The organism is Oceanisphaera profunda (assembly GCF_002157895.1).
In the GTDB taxonomy this organism is placed as follows: Bacteria; Pseudomonadota; Gammaproteobacteria; order Enterobacterales; family Aeromonadaceae; genus Oceanimonas; species Oceanimonas profunda.
In genome coordinates, this window is record NZ_CP021377.1 from 2,003,836 (window position 1) to 2,021,631 (window position 17,796).

Below are 17,796 nucleotides of genomic sequence, written 5' to 3' on the forward strand. Positions count from 1 at the left end.
ATTAAAGGTTAAAAATCCGAGCAAGATTGTAACCCCTACACCTTATATTGGCAATCCAACAGCTTAGATGCTTGGCCGTCTAGGTGGCTTGACGGCCTGCTTGCGCTGGGTTACTGTGCGCGCAGGCAATGATAAATTTAATAACGACATATTTTAAACAAGGCTGCCAGTGGGCAAAGGAGAACATATGCCAGATTACCAGACTCAAACTCATGCGGTTCGTACCGGCATTGACACGGATACTCAGCATGGCGCCGTAGTACCGCCTATTTATCTGAGCAGCACCTTTTCGTTTGAGGACTTTGGTAAGCAGCGTCGTTTCGATTATGCCCGCTCGGGCAACCCGACCCGCCAAACCTTGATTGATGCGCTCACTAAATTAGAAAAAGGCGCGGGCGGCGCGGTAACGGCGAATGGCACCGGCACTATTAACCTGATCGTCACCTCACAGTTAAACGCCGATGACTTATTAATCGCCCCCCACGACTGTTATGGCGGCACTCATCGCCTGTTTAATGCCTTTGCCAAAAAAGGCCACTTTAAAGTGGAATACGTCGATCAAACCGACCCAGTGGCATTGGCCGCCGCCATGGCGAAAAAGCCCAAGATGCTGTGGATTGAAACCCCGTCTAACCCGCTGTTGCGCGTGGTCGATATTGCTGCCTTGTGTGCGGCGGCCAAAGAAGTAGGCGCGCTGAGCGTGGTGGATAACACCTTTTTATCGCCGATTTTACAACAGCCCCTGACCTTAGGTGCCGATTTAGTGGTGCACTCCACCACTAAATACATTAACGGCCATTCGGATGCGCTGGGTGGCGCCGTGATTGCGGCGTGCGCTGAATTAGCGGAAGAGCTGCGCTGGTGGGCCAACTGCTTAGGCGTGACGGGGCCTGCTTTTGATAACTACCAAACATTGCGTGGCCTGCGCACGCTTGGGGTGCGGATGCGCCAGCACTGCGAAAATGCCGATGCTATTTTGGCGTATTTGCAAACGCGCCCTGAGGTGAAAGCCATTTATCACCCGAGCTTACCAGACAGCCCAGGTCACGAAGTGGCAGCCCGCCAGCAGACGGGTTTTGGTGCCATGCTCAGCTTTGAGCTAGACACAGACGAAGCCGGCATGCGCGCTTTCTTGGGTGAGCTGAAGCTGTTTTGCTTGGCAGAATCTTTAGGTGGCGTAGAGAGTTTGATTGCTCACCCGGCCACCATGACCCACGCGGCTATGCCGGAAGCGGATCGCCTGACGGCTGGCATTAATGATCAACTGCTGCGGGTGTCTGTGGGCATCGAAGATGCACAAGATTTAATCGCCGATTTTGACAATGCATTTAAGGTGTTAAGCCAGTAATGATCCCGCACCCAAGCTCAGACAAAGCCGATACGCATACCTTGAAGCGTCCGGTCCATAAATTTGGCGGCAGCAGTTTGGCTGATGCTACCGGTTTGCAACGTGTGGCCGACATTATTGCTAATGAAGGCCAAACCGATGCGCTGGTGGTGGTCTCTGCTTCTGGCAAAACCACCAACCGCTTAATTGAGCTACTTAATCTGTTTGATAGCGGCGACAGTGCCGCGGCCACCACGCTAGAAGGCATTTACAGCTATCAGCAAGGGCTGATCACCAGCACATTGCCCATAGCTGAGGCTGAGCTGCTGCAAGCGGCACTGGATGTAGACATCAACACCATCGCCCATGTGCTAGAAAGCCAGCGGCTTGATGATTATCAGCGTAACTTTATTCAAGCCTTTGGTGAGCAGTGGTCCGCCCGTTTATTGAGTGCATTACTGAGCAGCCAAGGCGTGGCATCTTCGCCTTTGGATGCCCGTGAATTTTTACGGGTAAGTGGCTCGCCGGTTCAAATAGACGACGCTACTTCTCGCCAGCTGTTGGCGAACCTATTTAGTGCGCGCAGTCATCAGGTGTTGGTGGTAACCGGTTTTATTGCCGGCGACGACCAAGGTCGCACGCGCTTATTAGGCCGTAATGGCTCGGACTTTAGCGCTACCTTATTGGCGTTATTGGCGGGCAGTTCACACACCACCATTTGGAGTGATGTGCCGGGGGTGTTTAGTGCCGATCCGAGACGGGTCTCTGAGGCGCAATTATTGTCGCGTTTATCACTGCCAGAGGCCGCTGAGCTGGCGCGCTTAGGCTCGTCGGTATTGCATAATCGCACGCTAGGGCCGGTGGCCGAGAGCGGGCAACAGCTTATGTTGCGCAGCAGTTATCACCCGGGTGATGGCCATACTCGCATCTTACGCCATGACCCGCGAGATCCCGGGGCGCGCATCGTGACCTCGGTAGACGACGCGGTATTAATTGAGATGAGCATCTCAGACCGTTATCACGAGCGGGTGAATGCGCTCACCGAGTGGCTCACTCGTCGCGAGTTAGCGCCCTTAGCCTGTAAACGTCGGCCTGAACGTAAATTGTGGCAAATTGCCTATACTCCAGAGCAAGCGCAGCAGGTGTTCTCTTTGTTGCGTGACCATCAAACCTCCGGTGGTTTTGAAGACTTGCAGCAGCGCGAAGGTTTCTCGCTCGTAGCCTTGGTCGGCAAAGGCGTGACTGCACAACCTGAGCAGTGTTTACACTTTTATCATGCGCTGAATGAACAGCCGCTGGAGTTTATTCAGCCCGCTGTTAACGGCCTTAGCCTAGTGGGTGTGGTGCGAAAGATGGTGCTGGAGCCGCTGTTACTGCGTTTGCATAATAGCTTGTTCAGCCGGCCGAAACGCATTGGTTTGATCTTGTTTGGTCGGGGCAATATTGGCCAAGCTTGGCTGAAATTATACCAAGCACAACAGGCCAATCTAGAGCAGCAGCTGAATGTGCAGCTCACCCTATTCGGCGCCTTTAACTCCCAAGGCGGGCTGTTATCGAGCCAAGGCTTAACCGTGGAGCAACTGCTGAATGATTTTCAGCCGGAGCCTGTGCAGTGGCCTGACTGGTTAGAAGACATTGCCGATCATGGTTTTGATCAGCTGATTGCGCTGGACTTTACCGCCTCCGAATCGTTAGTGGCGCATTATCCGGCGTTAGTGGCACAGCGCATTCACCTGATTGCTGCCAACAAACTGGCCGGCGCCGCGGCACAAGATTTTTATCTGCCGCTTAAGCAGAGCTTGGTTGAGCACGATGTGCAGTTTCTCAGTAATGCCACTGTCGGCGCCGGTTTGCCGGTGCAAAGCAGCATTAAGCAGTTGCAGCACTCGGGCGAGCAAGTGCGGGCCATTAGCGGTATTTTCTCCGGTACCTTGAGTTGGTTGTTTCAGCACTTTGATGGCAGTCAGCCGTTTTCTGAGTTGGTATTGCAGGCCTGGCAGCAAGGCTTAACCGAGCCGGATCCGCGAGAAGACCTTAATGGCCAAGATGTACAGCGCAAGCTGGTGATTTTGGCCCGCGAAGCCGGCTTTGATCTCGATCCTGCACAGGTAAAAGTACACAACTTAGTACCTGAGTCATTGCTAGCGCTCGATAAAGAAGCCTTCTTCGACCGCTTATCCGAGCTGGATGCGACTATGTCTGATCAGCTGGCTAAAGCCGATGAGGTAGACGGCGTCTTGCGTCATGTGGCCCGCTTTGATGGCATAACCGGCAAGGCAGAAGTGGGGCTAGAAGTGGTCAGCCGAGATCATGCTTTCGCGCATGTGCGCCCCGGTGACAATATCTACGCCATAGAAACCACGCACTATCGCCAAAACCCGTTAATTATTCAGGGGCCCGGTGCCGGGCGTGAAGTCACGGCTGGCGCCATGCAAGCGGACTTATGGCAGTTGCTGGCCAGTCTGTGAAGAGAGCATGATCCCTATGGGAGCGGTAAGTTAAAGGTCAAGAACCAGAACAAAGGCTATTGGCAACGGAAGAACACGGAAGAACACGGAAGACACGGAACAATAGTGATCAGATCGGAAAGAGATCTTTAATGGTAAGAGCGGGCCTGGTGTTTTTTTATGCCGTCATCCTGACGAAAGTCAGGATATCAGTCCCTGTGACGCCGTAAGTTAAAGGCTTACCGCTCCCGTAAGACCTGTTTTTGCGAGGAGCGAAGCGACGCGGCAATCCATGAACTGCAAGCACTAAGCTAAACACCAAGTTGGTGATTGTAGCCGCGACTTTAGTCGCGAAATGGCGCAGCGCGCCATCCCTGCGCCACGCTCATCCCGTGGCTCTATCCCTTTCGTCTCACGCTTAACCCTTCACGCAGATCAAAAAAAGGCTCCTAGATAGGAGCCTTTTTTATTGGTGAAGAGTAAGGAGTCTCTTTAAACCATTCCACGCTTCACGCTTCACGTTTCACGTTTCACCCCTCACTTCTCACGAGCTTAGCCACAGTTGATCATGGCGTTTGGCGATAAGATTTCCGCCAGTTGTTCATCGGTTAATAGCTGCTCTTTGCGTACCAACTCTGCCACACCTAAGCCACTTAACAGTGCCTGACCGGCGATGCGGCTGGCGTTGTCATAGCCGATATGAGGCACTAAGGCGGTGACGATGCCAATGCTGTTTTCCACATGGAAAGCGCAACGCTCTTCGTTGGCGGTAATGCCACGAATGCACAGTTCATCCAGCATATGGATGGACTTGCTCAAGATGCGGCAGTTGTTCAGCAGGTTGTAGATGATCAACGGCTCCATGGCGTTCAGCTGCAGCTGTGCGGCTTCGGCGGCCATGGTCACTGTCATGTCGGTGCCCATTACCTGAAACGCAGTTTGGTTCATGGCTTCAGGAATAACTGGGTTTACTTTGCCGGGCATAATGGACGAACCGGGCTGCATGGCAGGCAGGTTGATCTCAGCAATACCGGTACGAGGGCCGCTAGACAACAAACGTAAGTCGTTGCTCAACTTAGACAATTTAACGGCTAGACGCTTTAAGGTGCCAGAGAAAGTCACGAAAGCACCCATGTCGGAGCTGGCGGCAATCAAGTTCGGTGCTAAACGTACGGGCAGGCCACTGATGTCAGCCAGTTCGCTTACGGCTAGGCAGGCATAACCGGCGGGGGCGTTAATGCCGGTACCAATGGCGGTGCCGCCTAAGTTCACTTCGCATAACTGCATGCAAGCTTCGTTGATGCTGGCGTTTTCTGCAGCTAAATCCGCGGCAAAGGCGTCAAACTCTTGGCCTAAGGTCATGGGCACCGCATCTTGCATTTGGGTACGACCCATCTTTAAGATTTCGGAAAATTCTTGCCCTTTGGCTGCCAAGCTTTCCTTTAAGTTAGCGATCGTAACCATCAGCTCTTGCGCTGCAAAGACGATGGCTATGCGAGCCGATGTTGGGTAAACGTCATTGGTGGACTGGGAGCGGTTAACATCGTTATTGGGGTGCAAGTTGGCGTATTGGCCGTACTCAAAGCCCAGCTTTTTCAAGCCGATATTGGCGATCACTTCGTTGGCATTCATATTGGTAGAAGTGCCGGCGCCGCCTTGAATTAAATCCACAATAAACTGCTCGTGATGCTCACCATTAATCAGCTCGGCGCAGGCCGCTTGAATGGCGTTATTTTTATCGTCAGTCAATAAACCGTGGCTGTGGTTAGCGCGCGCCGCGGCGGCTTTCACCATGGCTAGGCCTTTCACTAATTCAGGGAAGTGGCTGATGGGCATGCCAGTAATATCGAAATTTTTCTTGGCGCGCTGAGTCTGTATGCCATAAAGGGCATCAGCGGGGACGGCTTGGTCACCGAGTAAGTCGTGTTCGATACGAGTTTGGACCTGGCTTTGTGGCTCAGTAGCGGTTTCGATATTCATAAGTCCCTTTAGAGGTTAGGTAAGTAAAATAGCGCCGATTACGATTAGGTGCAGAACACGCTCAGCAAACGAGGCCATTGGCATCCGTTTGATGGGAAGGCAACGGCGCTAATCTTAAGAGGAGGCCGAGCGAGCGGGAGAAAACCCTAAATGTGCACTTTTTTAGCATAGTTATTCGCGTGATTATTGGCCAAAGTATGTGCAGTTGAACGCGAGTTTCTACGCGCAAACTAAGCCCTAGCGATACTTAATGCCGTCAAGATAGCGAAATAATACAAGATTTCCTAGCCCCCTATGAGAGGAATTAATCATAACAGTCTGATTTTTTATGCCGTTACTGGCTGAGCTTTAGGCTCGTTTACTAGCGCCGGCGGCGAGCCAAGCTTGGCCGACGAGTAAAAGACACCTGAAATACATAGCAAAAAATAACAGCATAAAACTCGGTTATAGGTTTATTTTGGCGGGTATTTAATCCTGACGAGAGCGAGTAATTATTTCTGCTAAGTCTGGGCATAAAGGTGAGGGCAATGCTTGCGGCGAAAACCAGCCTACGTCTTCGGCATCATCGGCTGCTTGCGCTTGGCCACTCACATAATGGCCGACTACCGCCACCATCACGTAATGGTGCGCTAACTCGCCATCCGGCCCGTTTTCCAGTACGTCAAAGCAAGCAAAAGGGGCGTCCATTTCAGCCTGAATGGCGGTTTCTTCTCGTAACTCCCGAGCCGCGCCCTGGGCCATGGTTTCGCCCCATTCCAGCTTGCCTCCGGGAAAACCCCAATGACCCGCATGGGGTGCAAACTTACGCTTCACTAACAACACTTGCTCTTGCTGCCAAACGATAGCAATCACGCCCACCTTAGGCTTACTCTGCGCTGAAGACGCCATCTGTGCTCCTAGAAATAAATGTAAGGGATTACCTTAGCGCAGCTCGGTGCTGATATCACTTCTTAAGCAATCGATATACGAACAGCAATGCCAGTGCACCGACGATGGCGGTGAAGAAGCTGCCGAGGTTAAAGCCGGTGACCACGCCAAAGCCCAGTTGGGTACCAATCCAGCCGCCGACGAAGGCACCGGCCACACCCAGTAAGATAGTCATGATCAAACCGCCACCGTCACGACCTGGCATCAGAAACTTAGCCACTACGCCTGCAATCAGACCAAATACAATCCAGCTTAAAATTCCCATCTTTTTACTCCTGATATAAAAAATACTAAAGGGTTATCGACACGGAACTCACGGAAGAGGTCACGTGCGACCAGCATTGAGCTAATGACAAACTAAGATTAAAAAATTCTAGCAACGGAACCCACGAAACCCACGGAAAAATTAAGCCAAGATAAGATCGACGAGTGACTAAGAGCTTTTATGGTAAGAGCTCCCCTCATTCAAGCTTTGGTGTTTGGCTATTACTATCATTTTCAGATCTGATCTCTATTTTCCCGTGTTCTTCCGTGGCAGATAAGGTTTTAGTCTTTAAAGACTTAGGGCGAGATCCTGAAACTTCGTCATGCCGGACTTGATCCGGTATCAGGATGACGGCGTAAAGATAAACACCGCCCTTTGTTGGAACTCGCACTGCCTTAACTTTGGCTCGTCCTCTTCACTCTTTACAGTTTCTCGGCAGGTAGTTTTGCTTTTATAGCACTAGGCGTCAATGAGGGCCCAGTGATTATCCCACTGATAAGCCGAATAAAAGCGTTGCTCGCGACCGCTATTGTCCAGCTGGCTAATGCCGCCATGGCCACTGCTTAACCAAATCTGCTGGTTATTGGCCACGGCACCCGAGGCATCGGGCAGCGGGGCGATGCGGATCAGCTCACCACTGTGGCGATGCCACAGGCCATAACAATTACCCGGCGGCGAGGTGGCGGCAATTAAGGTATCGGTAACGGCGATACTGGCAATGTAGTGATTAAAGCGTGCCCAATCCAGCTTACTGCCACCTAAGGCCTGCAGTGGCTGGCCGGGGCGGTGTCGCACTATGAGTGGCGGATAGTCATCGGGCTCGCCGCGATATTGCTGGCCGCTAAACACTTCGCCGTCGGCAGTGACGGCCAAATGGCGAATAGAAAGCTGTTTATCGGCAAGCGTGGCTTGGCTTAATACTCGGCCATCTTGGGCATCCAGATACGTCAGGCTAGGCAGCATAGTATCCAAATTAAGTACCTCGCGGCCAAAGGTGTGCTGGCCGCCCACACCGACCACTAGGCTGCCATTGGGCATTAAGCAGATTTCATGAGGGCCTATGCCAAAGCCTGAGTATTCATTAATTTTTTCTAATTGCTGATCACGCAATGCATAAACGCCAATCACCCCTTGGCTGGTCTCGCTGACGCCTTCGGTAGTAAACAGTGTTTGGCCATCATGACTGAATACGCCGTGGCCGTAATAATGGCGATCTGCATCAGCCACGCGCACTTGTAGCCGCTCACCGGTTTTATGATTAAACAGACACATAAACTGACCCGGTCGGCGTGCATGACACACCGCCAGTGGCAAATGCGGATGCACCGATACGCCGTGGCCGCGTGCCGGCAAAGGCAACTCATAGCGTAAGCTGCCGTCCAGATTAAGCGCCTGCGCCACGTACTGTTCATGCTCACGTCGGCCACCGCCTATTACATAGGCTTGGCGACTAGAGGTCGTGGGAGAAGTCACGCAGCCTACTAACCCTAAACTACTCAACACACCGGCGGCGGTCAGCACTTGTAGGGAAGCCGCTTTTAAAAATTGCCGCCGATGCATTAGTCACCGTCCGTGGCATTAAAACCCAAGCTAATGCCCAGATCGCGCGGTAGCGCCTGTTTTAGCTGATAACCCAACTGGTCTAACGACAGCTTAAAGCGCAGTAGCTGGGCATAGTTATCGCCCTTGAGCCACTCGGCCAAGCTATCACCTGCAGGCAAGCGAGTCTGTGCTTCGCTAAAGGCTTCATCTAGGGCCAGTACTTGCGGCTGATGCTCGGTGCTCAGTAAATAAGCCCGCATGCCGCCCTGATGATATTCCTGTGCCAGTGCGTTTAAGCTGGTGCGCAAAAAGTGTAACGATTGCTGGCTGCGCCAAGCCTCGGCAAACAGTGGCCGCGGGTTGCTGGCGGTATTAAGCGGCAGTACCAGTTTCTTTTCGATGCGATCAAAGCGGTGTGCGAGTTGGCCCAGCACTTCGGTCAGTAGTACCGTAGCCCCGCCTTGTTGCTGCATTTGAGTGAGCTGTTGCTGATAGCCGTTAGCATCTTGCCACGCCGTTTGTAGCTGCTGACTGTTATTAGCGAGTTGTGCCGTGATCCCTGGCAAGAGCAAGCAACGCTGTTGCTGGCTCAGATCGCTTATCAGTAAATACTCGACCGCGTTTAAGGTGGTGACGACGCCGCGATCCGGCACGGGTTCGCCCTTGGCCACGGCCGCTAGCTCACGCTGCACTTGCTTACCGACGGTGTCTTTTTTATCGGGCCAAAATTGAAAAGCAAAGCTTAAGCCATTGGCATCCAGCGGGCCGCCACTTTGACCTTGATGGGCGCTCCAAGCGGCAAAGCTTTGACGCCATGCGTGTTTAATCTCATTAACTGTGGATGGCGTCGCGGCATTGGCTTGGCAATAAGTGCTACTTACTTGCTGCAGCTGGTTTAGCTCACCGGCCAGTTGATCTGCTTGCTGGCGCATTAAAGCCAGATGGCTATCGGCCAAGGTTTGCAGTTGGCTATCCGCTAAGGTGGGGGCGGGTGTCGAGTTCTGGCAAGCGCTCAAGGAGGCCAGCAAGGCCAGTGCGACTAAGGACTTCTTCATAAGGACTCCAAAAAGGCAATAAGTTGTGCGCGTTCGGTTTTATTGGCGGCCATTACGCTTTGCTTGGCCTGTTCTGCTTCACCGCCATGCCAGAGAATGGCTTCTAACAGCGTGCGGGCACGGCCGTCGTGCAGATAAAAGGCACCTTCGCTGCCGGCCACTTCTGGGGCATAGCCTAAGCCCCATAAGGGTGGGGTGCGCCATTCACGACCGTTGGCTAAAAATTCGGGTCTATTATCTGCCAGTCCTTCGCCCATATCGTGCAGTAGTAGATCCGTATAAGGATAAATTTTTTGGTTACTTAATGCAGGGCTCTCGTGCTGGCCGGTAGTGTAAGAGGGGGTATGGCAACCGCTGCAGCCGAGCGCCAAAAAGAGCTGTTCACCGGCTTGTACCTCGGGTTTATCTAGCCCTCGGCGCATGGGTACGGCTAAGTGCTGACTGTAAAACGTCACTGAGTCTAAAATATCTTCACTGACTTCTAACTCGCCGCCATTGGGGAAGCCCGCGCAATCTTGAGCCTGCGTACAGTCATCTGCTAAAAACAACGCCGAGGTGATGCCCATATCTCCGGCAAAGGCACTGGCATTTTGCTGGCGCAGACTAGGCTGACCGGCTTTCCAACCGAAGCGACCCATCACAGTGGTATTAGCTTTATTATCCCATACCCGATTGGCACGACCACTGATGCCGTCGGCCTTGGGGTTTTCCTTGGCCAGAATATCGGCCTCGCTAATGGCCTCTAGCAAGCCTAAGCCAATCATGGGAGGGGCAATGCGCGCCGAAAATAACGCCTCGGGGTGCAAGGGGCCATAGTTCAGTTTGCTGATATTCACCTTGGGCTGGCGCAGCTCTACTGGGCTGGCGTCAGCCAAGTGCTGCGTTTGCGTTTGATAGCTGATGCTTACTTTACCCTCAGGCTTGGCACCCGGAATGGCCATGTCTTGTAACTGACCGCCATAAGTAGGCTCTGGTATCACACCTTGGGTTTTGAGTATTGCTTGGTGCTCGGCGTTAGCTGTGCTGGGAATAGACAGCCGCACTAGCATGCTCACCGCGTTATCGCCTTTAAATTGCGGTGGATGGCCACGGCCATCTTTGATATGACAGCCTTGGCAGGCATTGGTATTAAACAAGGGGCCTAAGCCATCTCGGGCATCGGTAGTGGCGGGCGCCATCACCCAAGGATTGCGAAAAAAACTATTACCCACTGAGAAATCGAGGCGCTTATCAAAACTTAAATTGGATGCGGGCATAGAGAACGCATTGCCGCCAGTTTTGTCGGTACTGGTCTTACCGCCAGATTGCAGAGGATTAGCTTGAGCGTTAACGGCCAAGCTGGCGCACAACAGGCCGCCGATGAGTCGTAACCACATAAAAATTCCAAGATAAGAAACGGTGAAGAGTGAAGGGGGATGAGTAAAGAGGAAAACACCCCGCTCTTCGTTGCGGTGTATTTTCTGTGGCTAGGTATTATCTCGTCCTCTTTGCCCTTTACACTTCACCCTTCACGGCTTGGCCTAAAACTCGTGATCGGCGGTGTCTGGGCTGAGGTTATTAATGCCGATGCTGTTGGCGGCCAGCTCAATGGCGCGTGTCTGCTCTACCAGTGCATCTATGGCATCTTGTACCAACTGATTGCCGGCAGGGTTATCGGCAGCAATCAACTGATCGAAATGCACGTTTTCGACTTCGGCAGACTGCACCAACTGATACACGGCTTGCTCACTGGTGCGCATTTGCGCGTCTATCTGCTTGGCGGCTTGTTTGGCTGCATGGGTGTCTTGCTGAGCGACTAACTGCAATAAAGACGGACCTTGCAGCATGCTGCCATCAATGCGCTGATATTCACCAAACATCAGATTAACGATGCCTTTCTCATTGTAATAATGTGAGTTGTGGGTGTTATCAGAGAAACAGTCGTGCTCGTCTTCTGCTGAGTTAGCGATCAAAGCCACCTTCATGCGTTCACCGGCCAGCTCGCCTAGCGATAATGAACCCATACCAAATAGCATGCGGCGCATGCCTTCCTCTGCGGGTAGCGCGAGTAGCTCGGCGCGGTAATTCTCTGCATTGCCAGCTTGCCACTGATTAACCATCCAACCTAAGTCGCTGATCAGTAAGTCACTGGCGGCTTGCAGGTAATCACGGCGACGGTCGCAGTTGCCATTGGTGCAATCAGCCCCCAGTACGTAATCGCTATAAGGACGCTCACCAGCACCAGGGCCGGTGGCGTTTAAATCTTGGCCCCAGAGTAAGAACTCGATGGCGTGATAGCCGGAGGCCACGTTGGCTTCTGAACCAGCAACTTCATTAAGGCCGGCCAACAGCTCAGGAGTAATGTGGCTGACATCTAAGCGCTCGCCGCCGACTTGTAATACTTTATTGGCGATAATATTAGCGGTGGCGCCTTGGTTGCCTAATTCATGCTGATAACCTTGAGCGACATAATCAATCAGGCCTTCATCCAGTGGCCAGGCATTCAGCTGACCTTCCCAGTCGTCGACTACCGGATTACTAAAGCGGAACGTTTCTGACTGCTGGTAAGGCACGCGAGCGGCAATCCAAGCGGTGCGCGCTTGTGCGAGTGTTTGCTCGCTGGGGTCGGCTAATAGTTGCTTGATGGCGATATCTAACTGCTCGGCGCTGGTCAGTGAGTCGCTGTAAACCGCATGGGCGATATTGGCGTAGTGCTCAACCACTTGGTGTTGGGTTACGGCTGGGGTGTTGGTTTGCGCGCAACCGGCGAGCAGGGCGCCAATGGCCGTGGCCAATGCGAGTTTAGGGTACAGCATCCGAGCATCCTTTATGATTATGCGTTTGAGAATCGTTTGTATTACTGGCGGGATAGTAGCGTTTTTTACAAAGTGCTAGCAAGAAAAAACTGACAAAAAGAGGATGTGAGAGATGAATAAAGTGAAGAGTAAAGCGTGAGGAGGGAGGCGTATAACATAGCGGCCAGCGCCTAACTAATACCAATCTGGAAAACTGACTAATCAGATTTTTATGTCTTCTGTAGGGTCGATTTCAATCGACCAAAAACCATAGCACGGCCTAAAGAGGTCGAATACTTTCTATCTAAGTAAGGCGCCCCTACAAAAGGCCAGAGCCAAACCCTAACCTTGGTCCTTGCGAGGAGTGTAACGACGCGGCAATCCATGGTTGGGACCCTGTGCAGGCGTGCAGTATGGATTGCCGCGCTACGCTCGCAAAGACCACAAGCTGACCTTTGTACCTCTAGCATTCAACTTCAAAACAGGCCACATACTTACTTAGATTGGTATAACCTGCTTGGGTAGTGGGTAACGCTTACCTAAGCAGAGAAATGTAAAGGCGAGGGGCAGGCATTGAAGCTAAAAGGGATATCGCTAACACCTCCCACCTCACGCTTTACTCCTCTGCGGGACATTATAAAATCTTGCTTAAAAACTCTTGAGTTCGGGGTTCTTGAGGGCTATCAAACAAGGTGGTGGGGGTGTTTTCTTCTAAAATTCGTCCTTCATGAATGAATACCACCCGATCACTCACCTCTCGGGCAAAGCCCATTTCGTGGGTAACCACCACCATGGTCATGCCCTCTAGTGCCAGTTGCTTCATAACCGCCAATACTTCACCGACCATTTCTGGATCCAATGCTGAGGTTGGCTCATCAAACAACATGATTTTTGGATTCATGGCCAGCGCGCGGGCAATGGCGACGCGCTGTTTTTGACCGCCGGATAACTCTCCTGGATAAGCATCGGCTTTGTCAGATAAGCCTACTTTGTCTAGTAACTCCAGCGCGGACTTTTTAGCCTCGGCTTTAGAAGTGCCTCTAGCTTTAATGGGCGCCAAGGTGATATTGCCCAATACGGTTTTATGGGGGAATAAATTAAAGTGTTGAAACACCATACCCACTTCTTGGCGTATTTTATTAATATCTGTGCCTTTGGCGGTAATATCTTGACCGTCAATCACCACTTGGCCAGAGGTTATCTCCTCCAGTTTATTTAAGCAGCGTAAAAAAGTGCTCTTACCTGAGCCTGAGGCCCCAATGACGCACACCACTTCTTTGGCGGTAATATCGATAGAAATGCCTTTTAGTACCTGATTGCTGCCAAAAGACTTTTCTAGATTGTGTACTTGAATAATGCTCATGGCAGTTTAGATCTCCGCTCTAGGTAGCTAGACAATAAAGAGAGCATGTAGATCACCACAAAATACATAGCGCCCACGGCAATCCAAATTTCAAAGGCTTTAAAGGTGGCGGCAATTTGCACCTGTCCTTTCTGAGTTAGATCCGCAATACCAATCACCGAGAGTAAGGAGGTATCTTTTAAGCTAATAATGGCTTGGTTGGTAAAGGCCGGCAACATACGACGAAAAGACTGAGGCAAAATCACATAGCGCATACTTTGGCTACTGGTTAAGCCCAGTGAGCGCGCCGCTTCATTTTGACCTCTATCCAATGATTGAATGCCCGCCCGAATAATCTCTGAGTAATAAGCGCCGGCGTTGATGGCCACGGTGAAGATACCGGCTGATTCTCGGTCTAGGCTGAAAAATCCCAGTGAATTTAAACCAAAATAAATAAAGAACAACTGCACTAAAATTGGCGTGCCACGAATGATATCAACGAATATTTTAGAAACCCAGGTCAAAGGCTTGATGGGGGAAAGACGCATTAAGGCTAATAGCAGTCCAATACCAAAGCCTAAAATAATGGCAATGATAAATACCTTGAGGGTAACTTGTAGCCCTTGCCACAAGTAAGGTAGAGATTGAATGACGACATCCATGCTCACATCCTTATTAAAAATCTTATAAAGTCGCTAGCTTAGCGGTTAGTTGGCGTTAGCTAGCGACCTTTGTAGCAGCTTAATCCAAATAGGCGTCGATAATTTTATCGTATTCGCCGTTTTCCTTTAGATTGGCAAGACCATCGTTGATCATCTTCAATAACTCGTCATTCTTATCTTTTAATACTGAAATGCCATAGTTATCACCGGTGAGTCGCTCGCCAACGGTCTGCAATTTCAAACCGCCAGTGGCAATGGCATAACTGATCACTGGGTAATCTTCCATTAAGGCATCGGCGGTACCATTAGTGACTTCCTGAAACATGGAAGCACTGTCGCTGACCTGAATAATGCTATAGCCATATTCTTCGGTGTTCTTATCAGCAAAAGATGCACCCACGGTGCCATTTTTAACCACGACTTTTTTGCCAGATAAATCGTCTAAACTGGCGATGTTTTTATTGTCATTTGCCACCACTAACGATACGCCAGCGGCAAAGTAAGGTTCAGAAAAATCAACGGTTTCTTTACGTTTATCGGTAATACTCATGCCGCCCATGCCCACATCTAGCATGCCAGCTTGCATGGCAGGAATGATGCCCGAAAAGTCCATTTGCTCAATATTGATTTTAAAGCCTTGGTCTTTGGCGATGGCATTAATTAAGTCCACATCAATGCCTACGAGTTGACCATCTTTGGTAAATTCAAACGGCGGATAGGTATTATCCACACCGACTTTATAGACTTTGTCTGGCGTAGCTGCAGCACTGCTGGTTGCTTGAGTCTCAGGCTTATCACAGGCTGTTAAGCCCAGTGCCGCGACCAAACTTAGTAAGACCACGTTCTTTTTCATACTGACTTACCCCTTCCTTAAGGCTAGTGAACATCTTGGCTAACTGTAGTAGTTAGCATCTTAGTTACCTTTAGCTTGCGCTTAGTTTTGACATTTCAAATATAAAAACACCATTTATGTATGAAATTACAGCATAAACAATAGTATATAAACCAATTCAAGCATCGTTTTCAAGCTATTGGAAAAGCAGATAAGTGTCAATTTATTGTTAAATTCATCCGTTGAAACTGCGTGTTGGCGCCCACGCTGGCATACGCTTTAAGCCGTACGCTATACGCCGTAAGTCTAAAGAATACAGGTGTTTGTCTTGAACGTATGGCGTACAGCGTAAGACGTATAGCTTTGTCTTAAGCAATTTCCGCAATCACCGCATCGAGTAAATTTTGCAGCAAGTCGGCACTCACGCCCAGCGATAGCCCCCGCTTACCGCCGGATACTAAGATCTCGGTATGTTGCAGCGCCGATGCATCCACGACTGTGATCAGCCGTTTTTTCTGCGCGAACGGGCTAATGCCGCCCACCTTATAACCGGTCAGTCGCTCGGCTTTGGCGGGTGGCATCATTTCCAGCTTTTTTACGCCCGCCGCCTTAGCTAAGCGTTTGAGGTTTACCTTGCTTGAAGAGGGCACTAACGCCACTACCGCACCTTGCTCACCCTCCGTCAGCAAGGTCTTGAATACCTGATTTAAGGGCACGTGTAATTGACTCGCCGCATGGGCACCAAAATCGTCTTGGGCGCTACATTCATAGGGGTGCAAGGTAAACACGGCGTGTTGTTTTTCTAGAAATAAGATGGCTGGCGTCATGGTCGTGTCCAAGCGGATGAGATGTGGGCTGATTGTGTAAGAAAAGTGATGTAAAAAATATTATTGGGAAAAAACATAGCGATAAAAGTGAGACTGATTAAACCTTTGCAGCGCGTCCAAATAGGGTAACAATAACGGCACAATTATAGGTCTGGTTATCCGAGTGGATAACACCGAAATAAGAGAGCATTACCCATGTTAGGTTTTATCACCCAGTTATTCCCGTTATGGGCTTTGTTATTGTCTGCGCTGGCCTTTTTTCAACCCCAGCTTTTTGTAGGCATTAAAGGCCAAATCGTACCTTTACTGACCATTATTATGCTGTGCATGGGCTTAACGCTGAGCATCAGTGACTTTCGCAATGTGCTGGCCAGCAAAAAAGCCTTATTAGTGGGCGTGATACTGCAGTTTAGCGTGATGCCGGTGGTGGCCTTGTTGATTGCGTTGTTATTTGGCTTTGATGCCGAGCTGACGGTCGGCATGTTGTTGGTAGGCAGCGTAGCGGGCGGTACCTCATCTAATGTGATGTGTTATTTGGCCAAAGGCGATACTGCGCTATCTATCTCCATGACCGCCATCTCTACCTTATTGGGCGTGGTAATGACGCCTGTGCTGGTGGCGCTCTTGGTCGGCCAAAGCATAGATGTACCGGTGCAGTCGATGCTGATTAGTTTGTTACAAGTGGTAGTGGCGCCGGTATTACTGGGCGTGGTGCTGAATTATGCACTGGGTGGCGTGGTGAAGCGGTTAGAGCCAATTTTGCCGTTATTATCCATGGTTGCCATCGTGCTGATCATTGCCATTGTTGTGGCCTTGAATGCAGATAATATTGCGCACATTGGTGGCATAGTGGCGGTGGCGGTCATACTGCACAACAGTTGTGGCTTGTTATTAGGTTATGGCATTACGGCACTGATGGGCTTTGATAAAAAGACCTGTCGTACCATCGCCTTTGAGGTGGGCTTACAAAACTCCGGCCTTGCTACCGCCTTGGCCATGAAGTTCTTTAGCCCAGCGGCTGCCTTACCCGGTACGCTGTTCAGCGTTTGGCATAACATCTCTGGCTCGTTATTGGCGGGTTACTGGGCGAAGAAACCACTGACTGAGAAGGCCGAGTCAGTAAAGAACGAGGCATGATTAGTTAGTCTGAATGCCATGATTAATAGATAACCAGCAGGCTCGAACAATTAACGGGTCTGCTGGTTGTTATTATATGCGTCAGACGGAAGACCGCTATTGATAAGATTACCGACGCTCTTTATAAAATGACCGGTCTATTGGGCAATACGTTGGCCTTGTGATCGTGGTGATGGGGAGCCTGTGTTTTCAAGATAACTTGGATAGCGTCAACGGCCGCCATTAATCCCTCAAGATAATCCGCTTTGGCTAAGCGAGCCTGTAAATCTGCACACACTTGCTGCCACTGGGCACTGCTGGCATCTATCCCTCGGTCGGCAATAATTTCTATGGCGCGGCTATCTAGCGCTAAATACAACAGCACGCCACTGTTTAATGGCGTATCCCAGACCTTTAAACGGCCATACACTTCTAAGGCGCGTAAACGTGCATCTTGTTCATGGCTCGGCATTATGGCCTCTACCGCCACCACTAACTCGCCGGTGTGCTCAGACTCCGCTTGCCTAATACGCTCGGCAATCTGTGCCAGCATGGGCTCATCGAAGTGCCGCCGGCGTAACCACTGGCCTTCTAAGGCGGCGATACCAGTGAGACGTTTAAATTTGTTTTGCATGCTTGCTCCTCTTCGCCAGCCACTATCTATCTGCCATCATTCACCAGTCACTACTCACCAACTATC

General features: G+C 50.8%; 15 protein-coding genes. 3 read left to right on the forward strand and 12 right to left on the reverse strand.

All coding sequences use genetic code 11. From position 1 onward, the window contains the following. Positions 1-187: 187 nt before the first annotated feature. Positions 188-1,348, forward strand: coding sequence for a cystathionine gamma-synthase (gene metB, locus CBP31_RS08680; protein ID WP_087036396.1), 1,161 nt, complete (start codon positions 188-190; stop codon positions 1,346-1,348). Further along, positions 1,348-3,795 (forward strand): bifunctional aspartate kinase/homoserine dehydrogenase II, encoded by a 2,448-nt coding sequence (gene metL, locus CBP31_RS08685; RefSeq protein WP_087036397.1) that lies wholly within the window; start codon positions 1,348-1,350, stop codon positions 3,793-3,795. Before metB ends, metL begins: the two co-directional genes overlap by 1 nt. Positions 3,796-4,326: 531 nt before the next feature. Here the strand turns inward: metL and CBP31_RS08690 are convergent. From CBP31_RS08690 to ybaK, 11 genes are all read right to left on the reverse strand, one after another. Continuing rightward, on the reverse strand, positions 4,327-5,754 hold the full coding sequence (locus CBP31_RS08690) for an aspartate ammonia-lyase (protein ID WP_087036399.1): 1,428 nt from the start codon (positions 5,752-5,754) through the stop codon (positions 4,327-4,329). Between the two features lie 468 nt (positions 5,755-6,222). Continuing rightward, a complete protein-coding gene (locus tag CBP31_RS08695; RefSeq protein ID WP_087036401.1) occupies positions 6,223-6,642 on the reverse strand; it encodes an NUDIX hydrolase in 420 nt (139 codons plus the stop codon). A 55-nt stretch (positions 6,643-6,697) separates the two neighbouring features. Continuing rightward, entirely contained in the window at positions 6,698-6,946 is a 249-nt protein-coding gene (locus CBP31_RS08700) for a GlsB/YeaQ/YmgE family stress response membrane protein (protein WP_087036403.1), read from the reverse strand. A gap of 459 nt (positions 6,947-7,405) precedes the next feature. After that, positions 7,406-8,506 carry a DUF1513 domain-containing protein gene (locus CBP31_RS08705; RefSeq protein ID WP_087036405.1) on the reverse strand — a complete coding sequence of 367 codons (1,101 nt, stop codon included), beginning with the start codon at positions 8,504-8,506 and terminating at the stop codon, positions 7,406-7,408. Next, the gene (locus tag CBP31_RS08710; protein ID WP_087036407.1) at positions 8,506-9,543 is read right to left on the reverse strand and encodes an imelysin family protein; all 1,038 of its coding nucleotides are present in this window, start codon (positions 9,541-9,543) and stop codon (positions 8,506-8,508) included. Before CBP31_RS08710 ends, CBP31_RS08705 begins: the two co-directional genes overlap by 1 nt. Beyond that, the gene (locus CBP31_RS08715) at positions 9,540-10,919 is read right to left on the reverse strand and encodes a di-heme oxidoreductase family protein (protein WP_087036409.1); all 1,380 of its coding nucleotides are present in this window, start codon (positions 10,917-10,919) and stop codon (positions 9,540-9,542) included. Before CBP31_RS08715 ends, CBP31_RS08710 begins: the two co-directional genes overlap by 4 nt. Before the next feature lie 144 nt (positions 10,920-11,063). Continuing rightward, positions 11,064-12,338 (reverse strand): imelysin family protein, encoded by a 1,275-nt coding sequence (locus CBP31_RS08720; protein ID WP_087036411.1) that lies wholly within the window; start codon positions 12,336-12,338, stop codon positions 11,064-11,066. A gap of 613 nt (positions 12,339-12,951) precedes the next feature. Beyond that, entirely contained in the window at positions 12,952-13,680 is a 729-nt protein-coding gene (locus tag CBP31_RS08725) for an amino acid ABC transporter ATP-binding protein (RefSeq protein ID WP_087036413.1), read from the reverse strand. Beyond that, positions 13,677-14,321 carry an amino acid ABC transporter permease gene (locus CBP31_RS08730; RefSeq protein ID WP_087036415.1) on the reverse strand — a complete coding sequence of 215 codons (645 nt, stop codon included), beginning with the start codon at positions 14,319-14,321 and terminating at the stop codon, positions 13,677-13,679. Before CBP31_RS08730 ends, CBP31_RS08725 begins: the two co-directional genes overlap by 4 nt. Before the next feature lie 79 nt (positions 14,322-14,400). Then, positions 14,401-15,174, reverse strand: coding sequence for a transporter substrate-binding domain-containing protein (locus CBP31_RS08735; protein WP_087036417.1), 774 nt, complete (start codon positions 15,172-15,174; stop codon positions 14,401-14,403). A 347-nt stretch (positions 15,175-15,521) separates the two neighbouring features. Next, positions 15,522-15,980 (reverse strand): Cys-tRNA(Pro) deacylase, encoded by a 459-nt coding sequence (ybaK, locus tag CBP31_RS08740; protein WP_087036418.1) that lies wholly within the window; start codon positions 15,978-15,980, stop codon positions 15,522-15,524. Between the two features lie 195 nt (positions 15,981-16,175). On the opposite strand from ybaK, the gene CBP31_RS08745 reads away from it, so the two are divergent. Further along, complete coding sequence (locus CBP31_RS08745; protein WP_087036420.1) at positions 16,176-17,117, forward strand: bile acid:sodium symporter family protein; 942 nt, start codon at positions 16,176-16,178, stop codon at positions 17,115-17,117. A 121-nt stretch (positions 17,118-17,238) separates the two neighbouring features. Here CBP31_RS08745 and CBP31_RS08750 read toward each other — a convergent pair whose 3' ends face one another. Beyond that, positions 17,239-17,730: a TPM domain-containing protein gene (locus CBP31_RS08750; protein ID WP_087036422.1), complete on the reverse strand. Its 492-nt coding sequence runs from the start codon at positions 17,728-17,730 to the stop codon at positions 17,239-17,241. Positions 17,731-17,796: the final 66 nt, after the last annotated feature.

Bases quoted from the DNA above. Each gene is read 5' to 3' on its own strand.
- metB (WP_087036396.1), top strand. From the start codon at position 188: ATGCCAGATTACCAGACTCAAACTCATGCGGTTCGTACCGGCATTGAC.
- metL (WP_087036397.1), top strand. From the start codon at position 1,348: ATGATCCCGCACCCAAGCTCAGACAAAGCCGATACGCATACCTTGAAG.
- CBP31_RS08690 (WP_087036399.1), bottom strand. From the start codon at position 5,754: ATGAATATCGAAACCGCTACTGAGCCACAAAGCCAGGTCCAAACTCGT.
- CBP31_RS08695 (WP_087036401.1), bottom strand. From the start codon at position 6,642: ATGGCGTCTTCAGCGCAGAGTAAGCCTAAGGTGGGCGTGATTGCTATC.
- CBP31_RS08700 (WP_087036403.1), bottom strand. From the start codon at position 6,946: ATGGGAATTTTAAGCTGGATTGTATTTGGTCTGATTGCAGGCGTAGTG.
- CBP31_RS08705 (WP_087036405.1), bottom strand. From the start codon at position 8,506: ATGCATCGGCGGCAATTTTTAAAAGCGGCTTCCCTACAAGTGCTGACC.
- CBP31_RS08710 (WP_087036407.1), bottom strand. From the start codon at position 9,543: ATGAAGAAGTCCTTAGTCGCACTGGCCTTGCTGGCCTCCTTGAGCGCT.
- CBP31_RS08715 (WP_087036409.1), bottom strand. From the start codon at position 10,919: ATGTGGTTACGACTCATCGGCGGCCTGTTGTGCGCCAGCTTGGCCGTT.
- CBP31_RS08720 (WP_087036411.1), bottom strand. From the start codon at position 12,338: ATGCTGTACCCTAAACTCGCATTGGCCACGGCCATTGGCGCCCTGCTC.
- CBP31_RS08725 (WP_087036413.1), bottom strand. From the start codon at position 13,680: ATGAGCATTATTCAAGTACACAATCTAGAAAAGTCTTTTGGCAGCAAT.
- CBP31_RS08730 (WP_087036415.1), bottom strand. From the start codon at position 14,321: ATGGATGTCGTCATTCAATCTCTACCTTACTTGTGGCAAGGGCTACAA.
- CBP31_RS08735 (WP_087036417.1), bottom strand. From the start codon at position 15,174: ATGAAAAAGAACGTGGTCTTACTAAGTTTGGTCGCGGCACTGGGCTTA.
- ybaK (WP_087036418.1), bottom strand. From the start codon at position 15,980: ATGACGCCAGCCATCTTATTTCTAGAAAAACAACACGCCGTGTTTACC.
- CBP31_RS08745 (WP_087036420.1), top strand. From the start codon at position 16,176: ATGTTAGGTTTTATCACCCAGTTATTCCCGTTATGGGCTTTGTTATTG.
- CBP31_RS08750 (WP_087036422.1), bottom strand. From the start codon at position 17,730: ATGCAAAACAAATTTAAACGTCTCACTGGTATCGCCGCCTTAGAAGGC.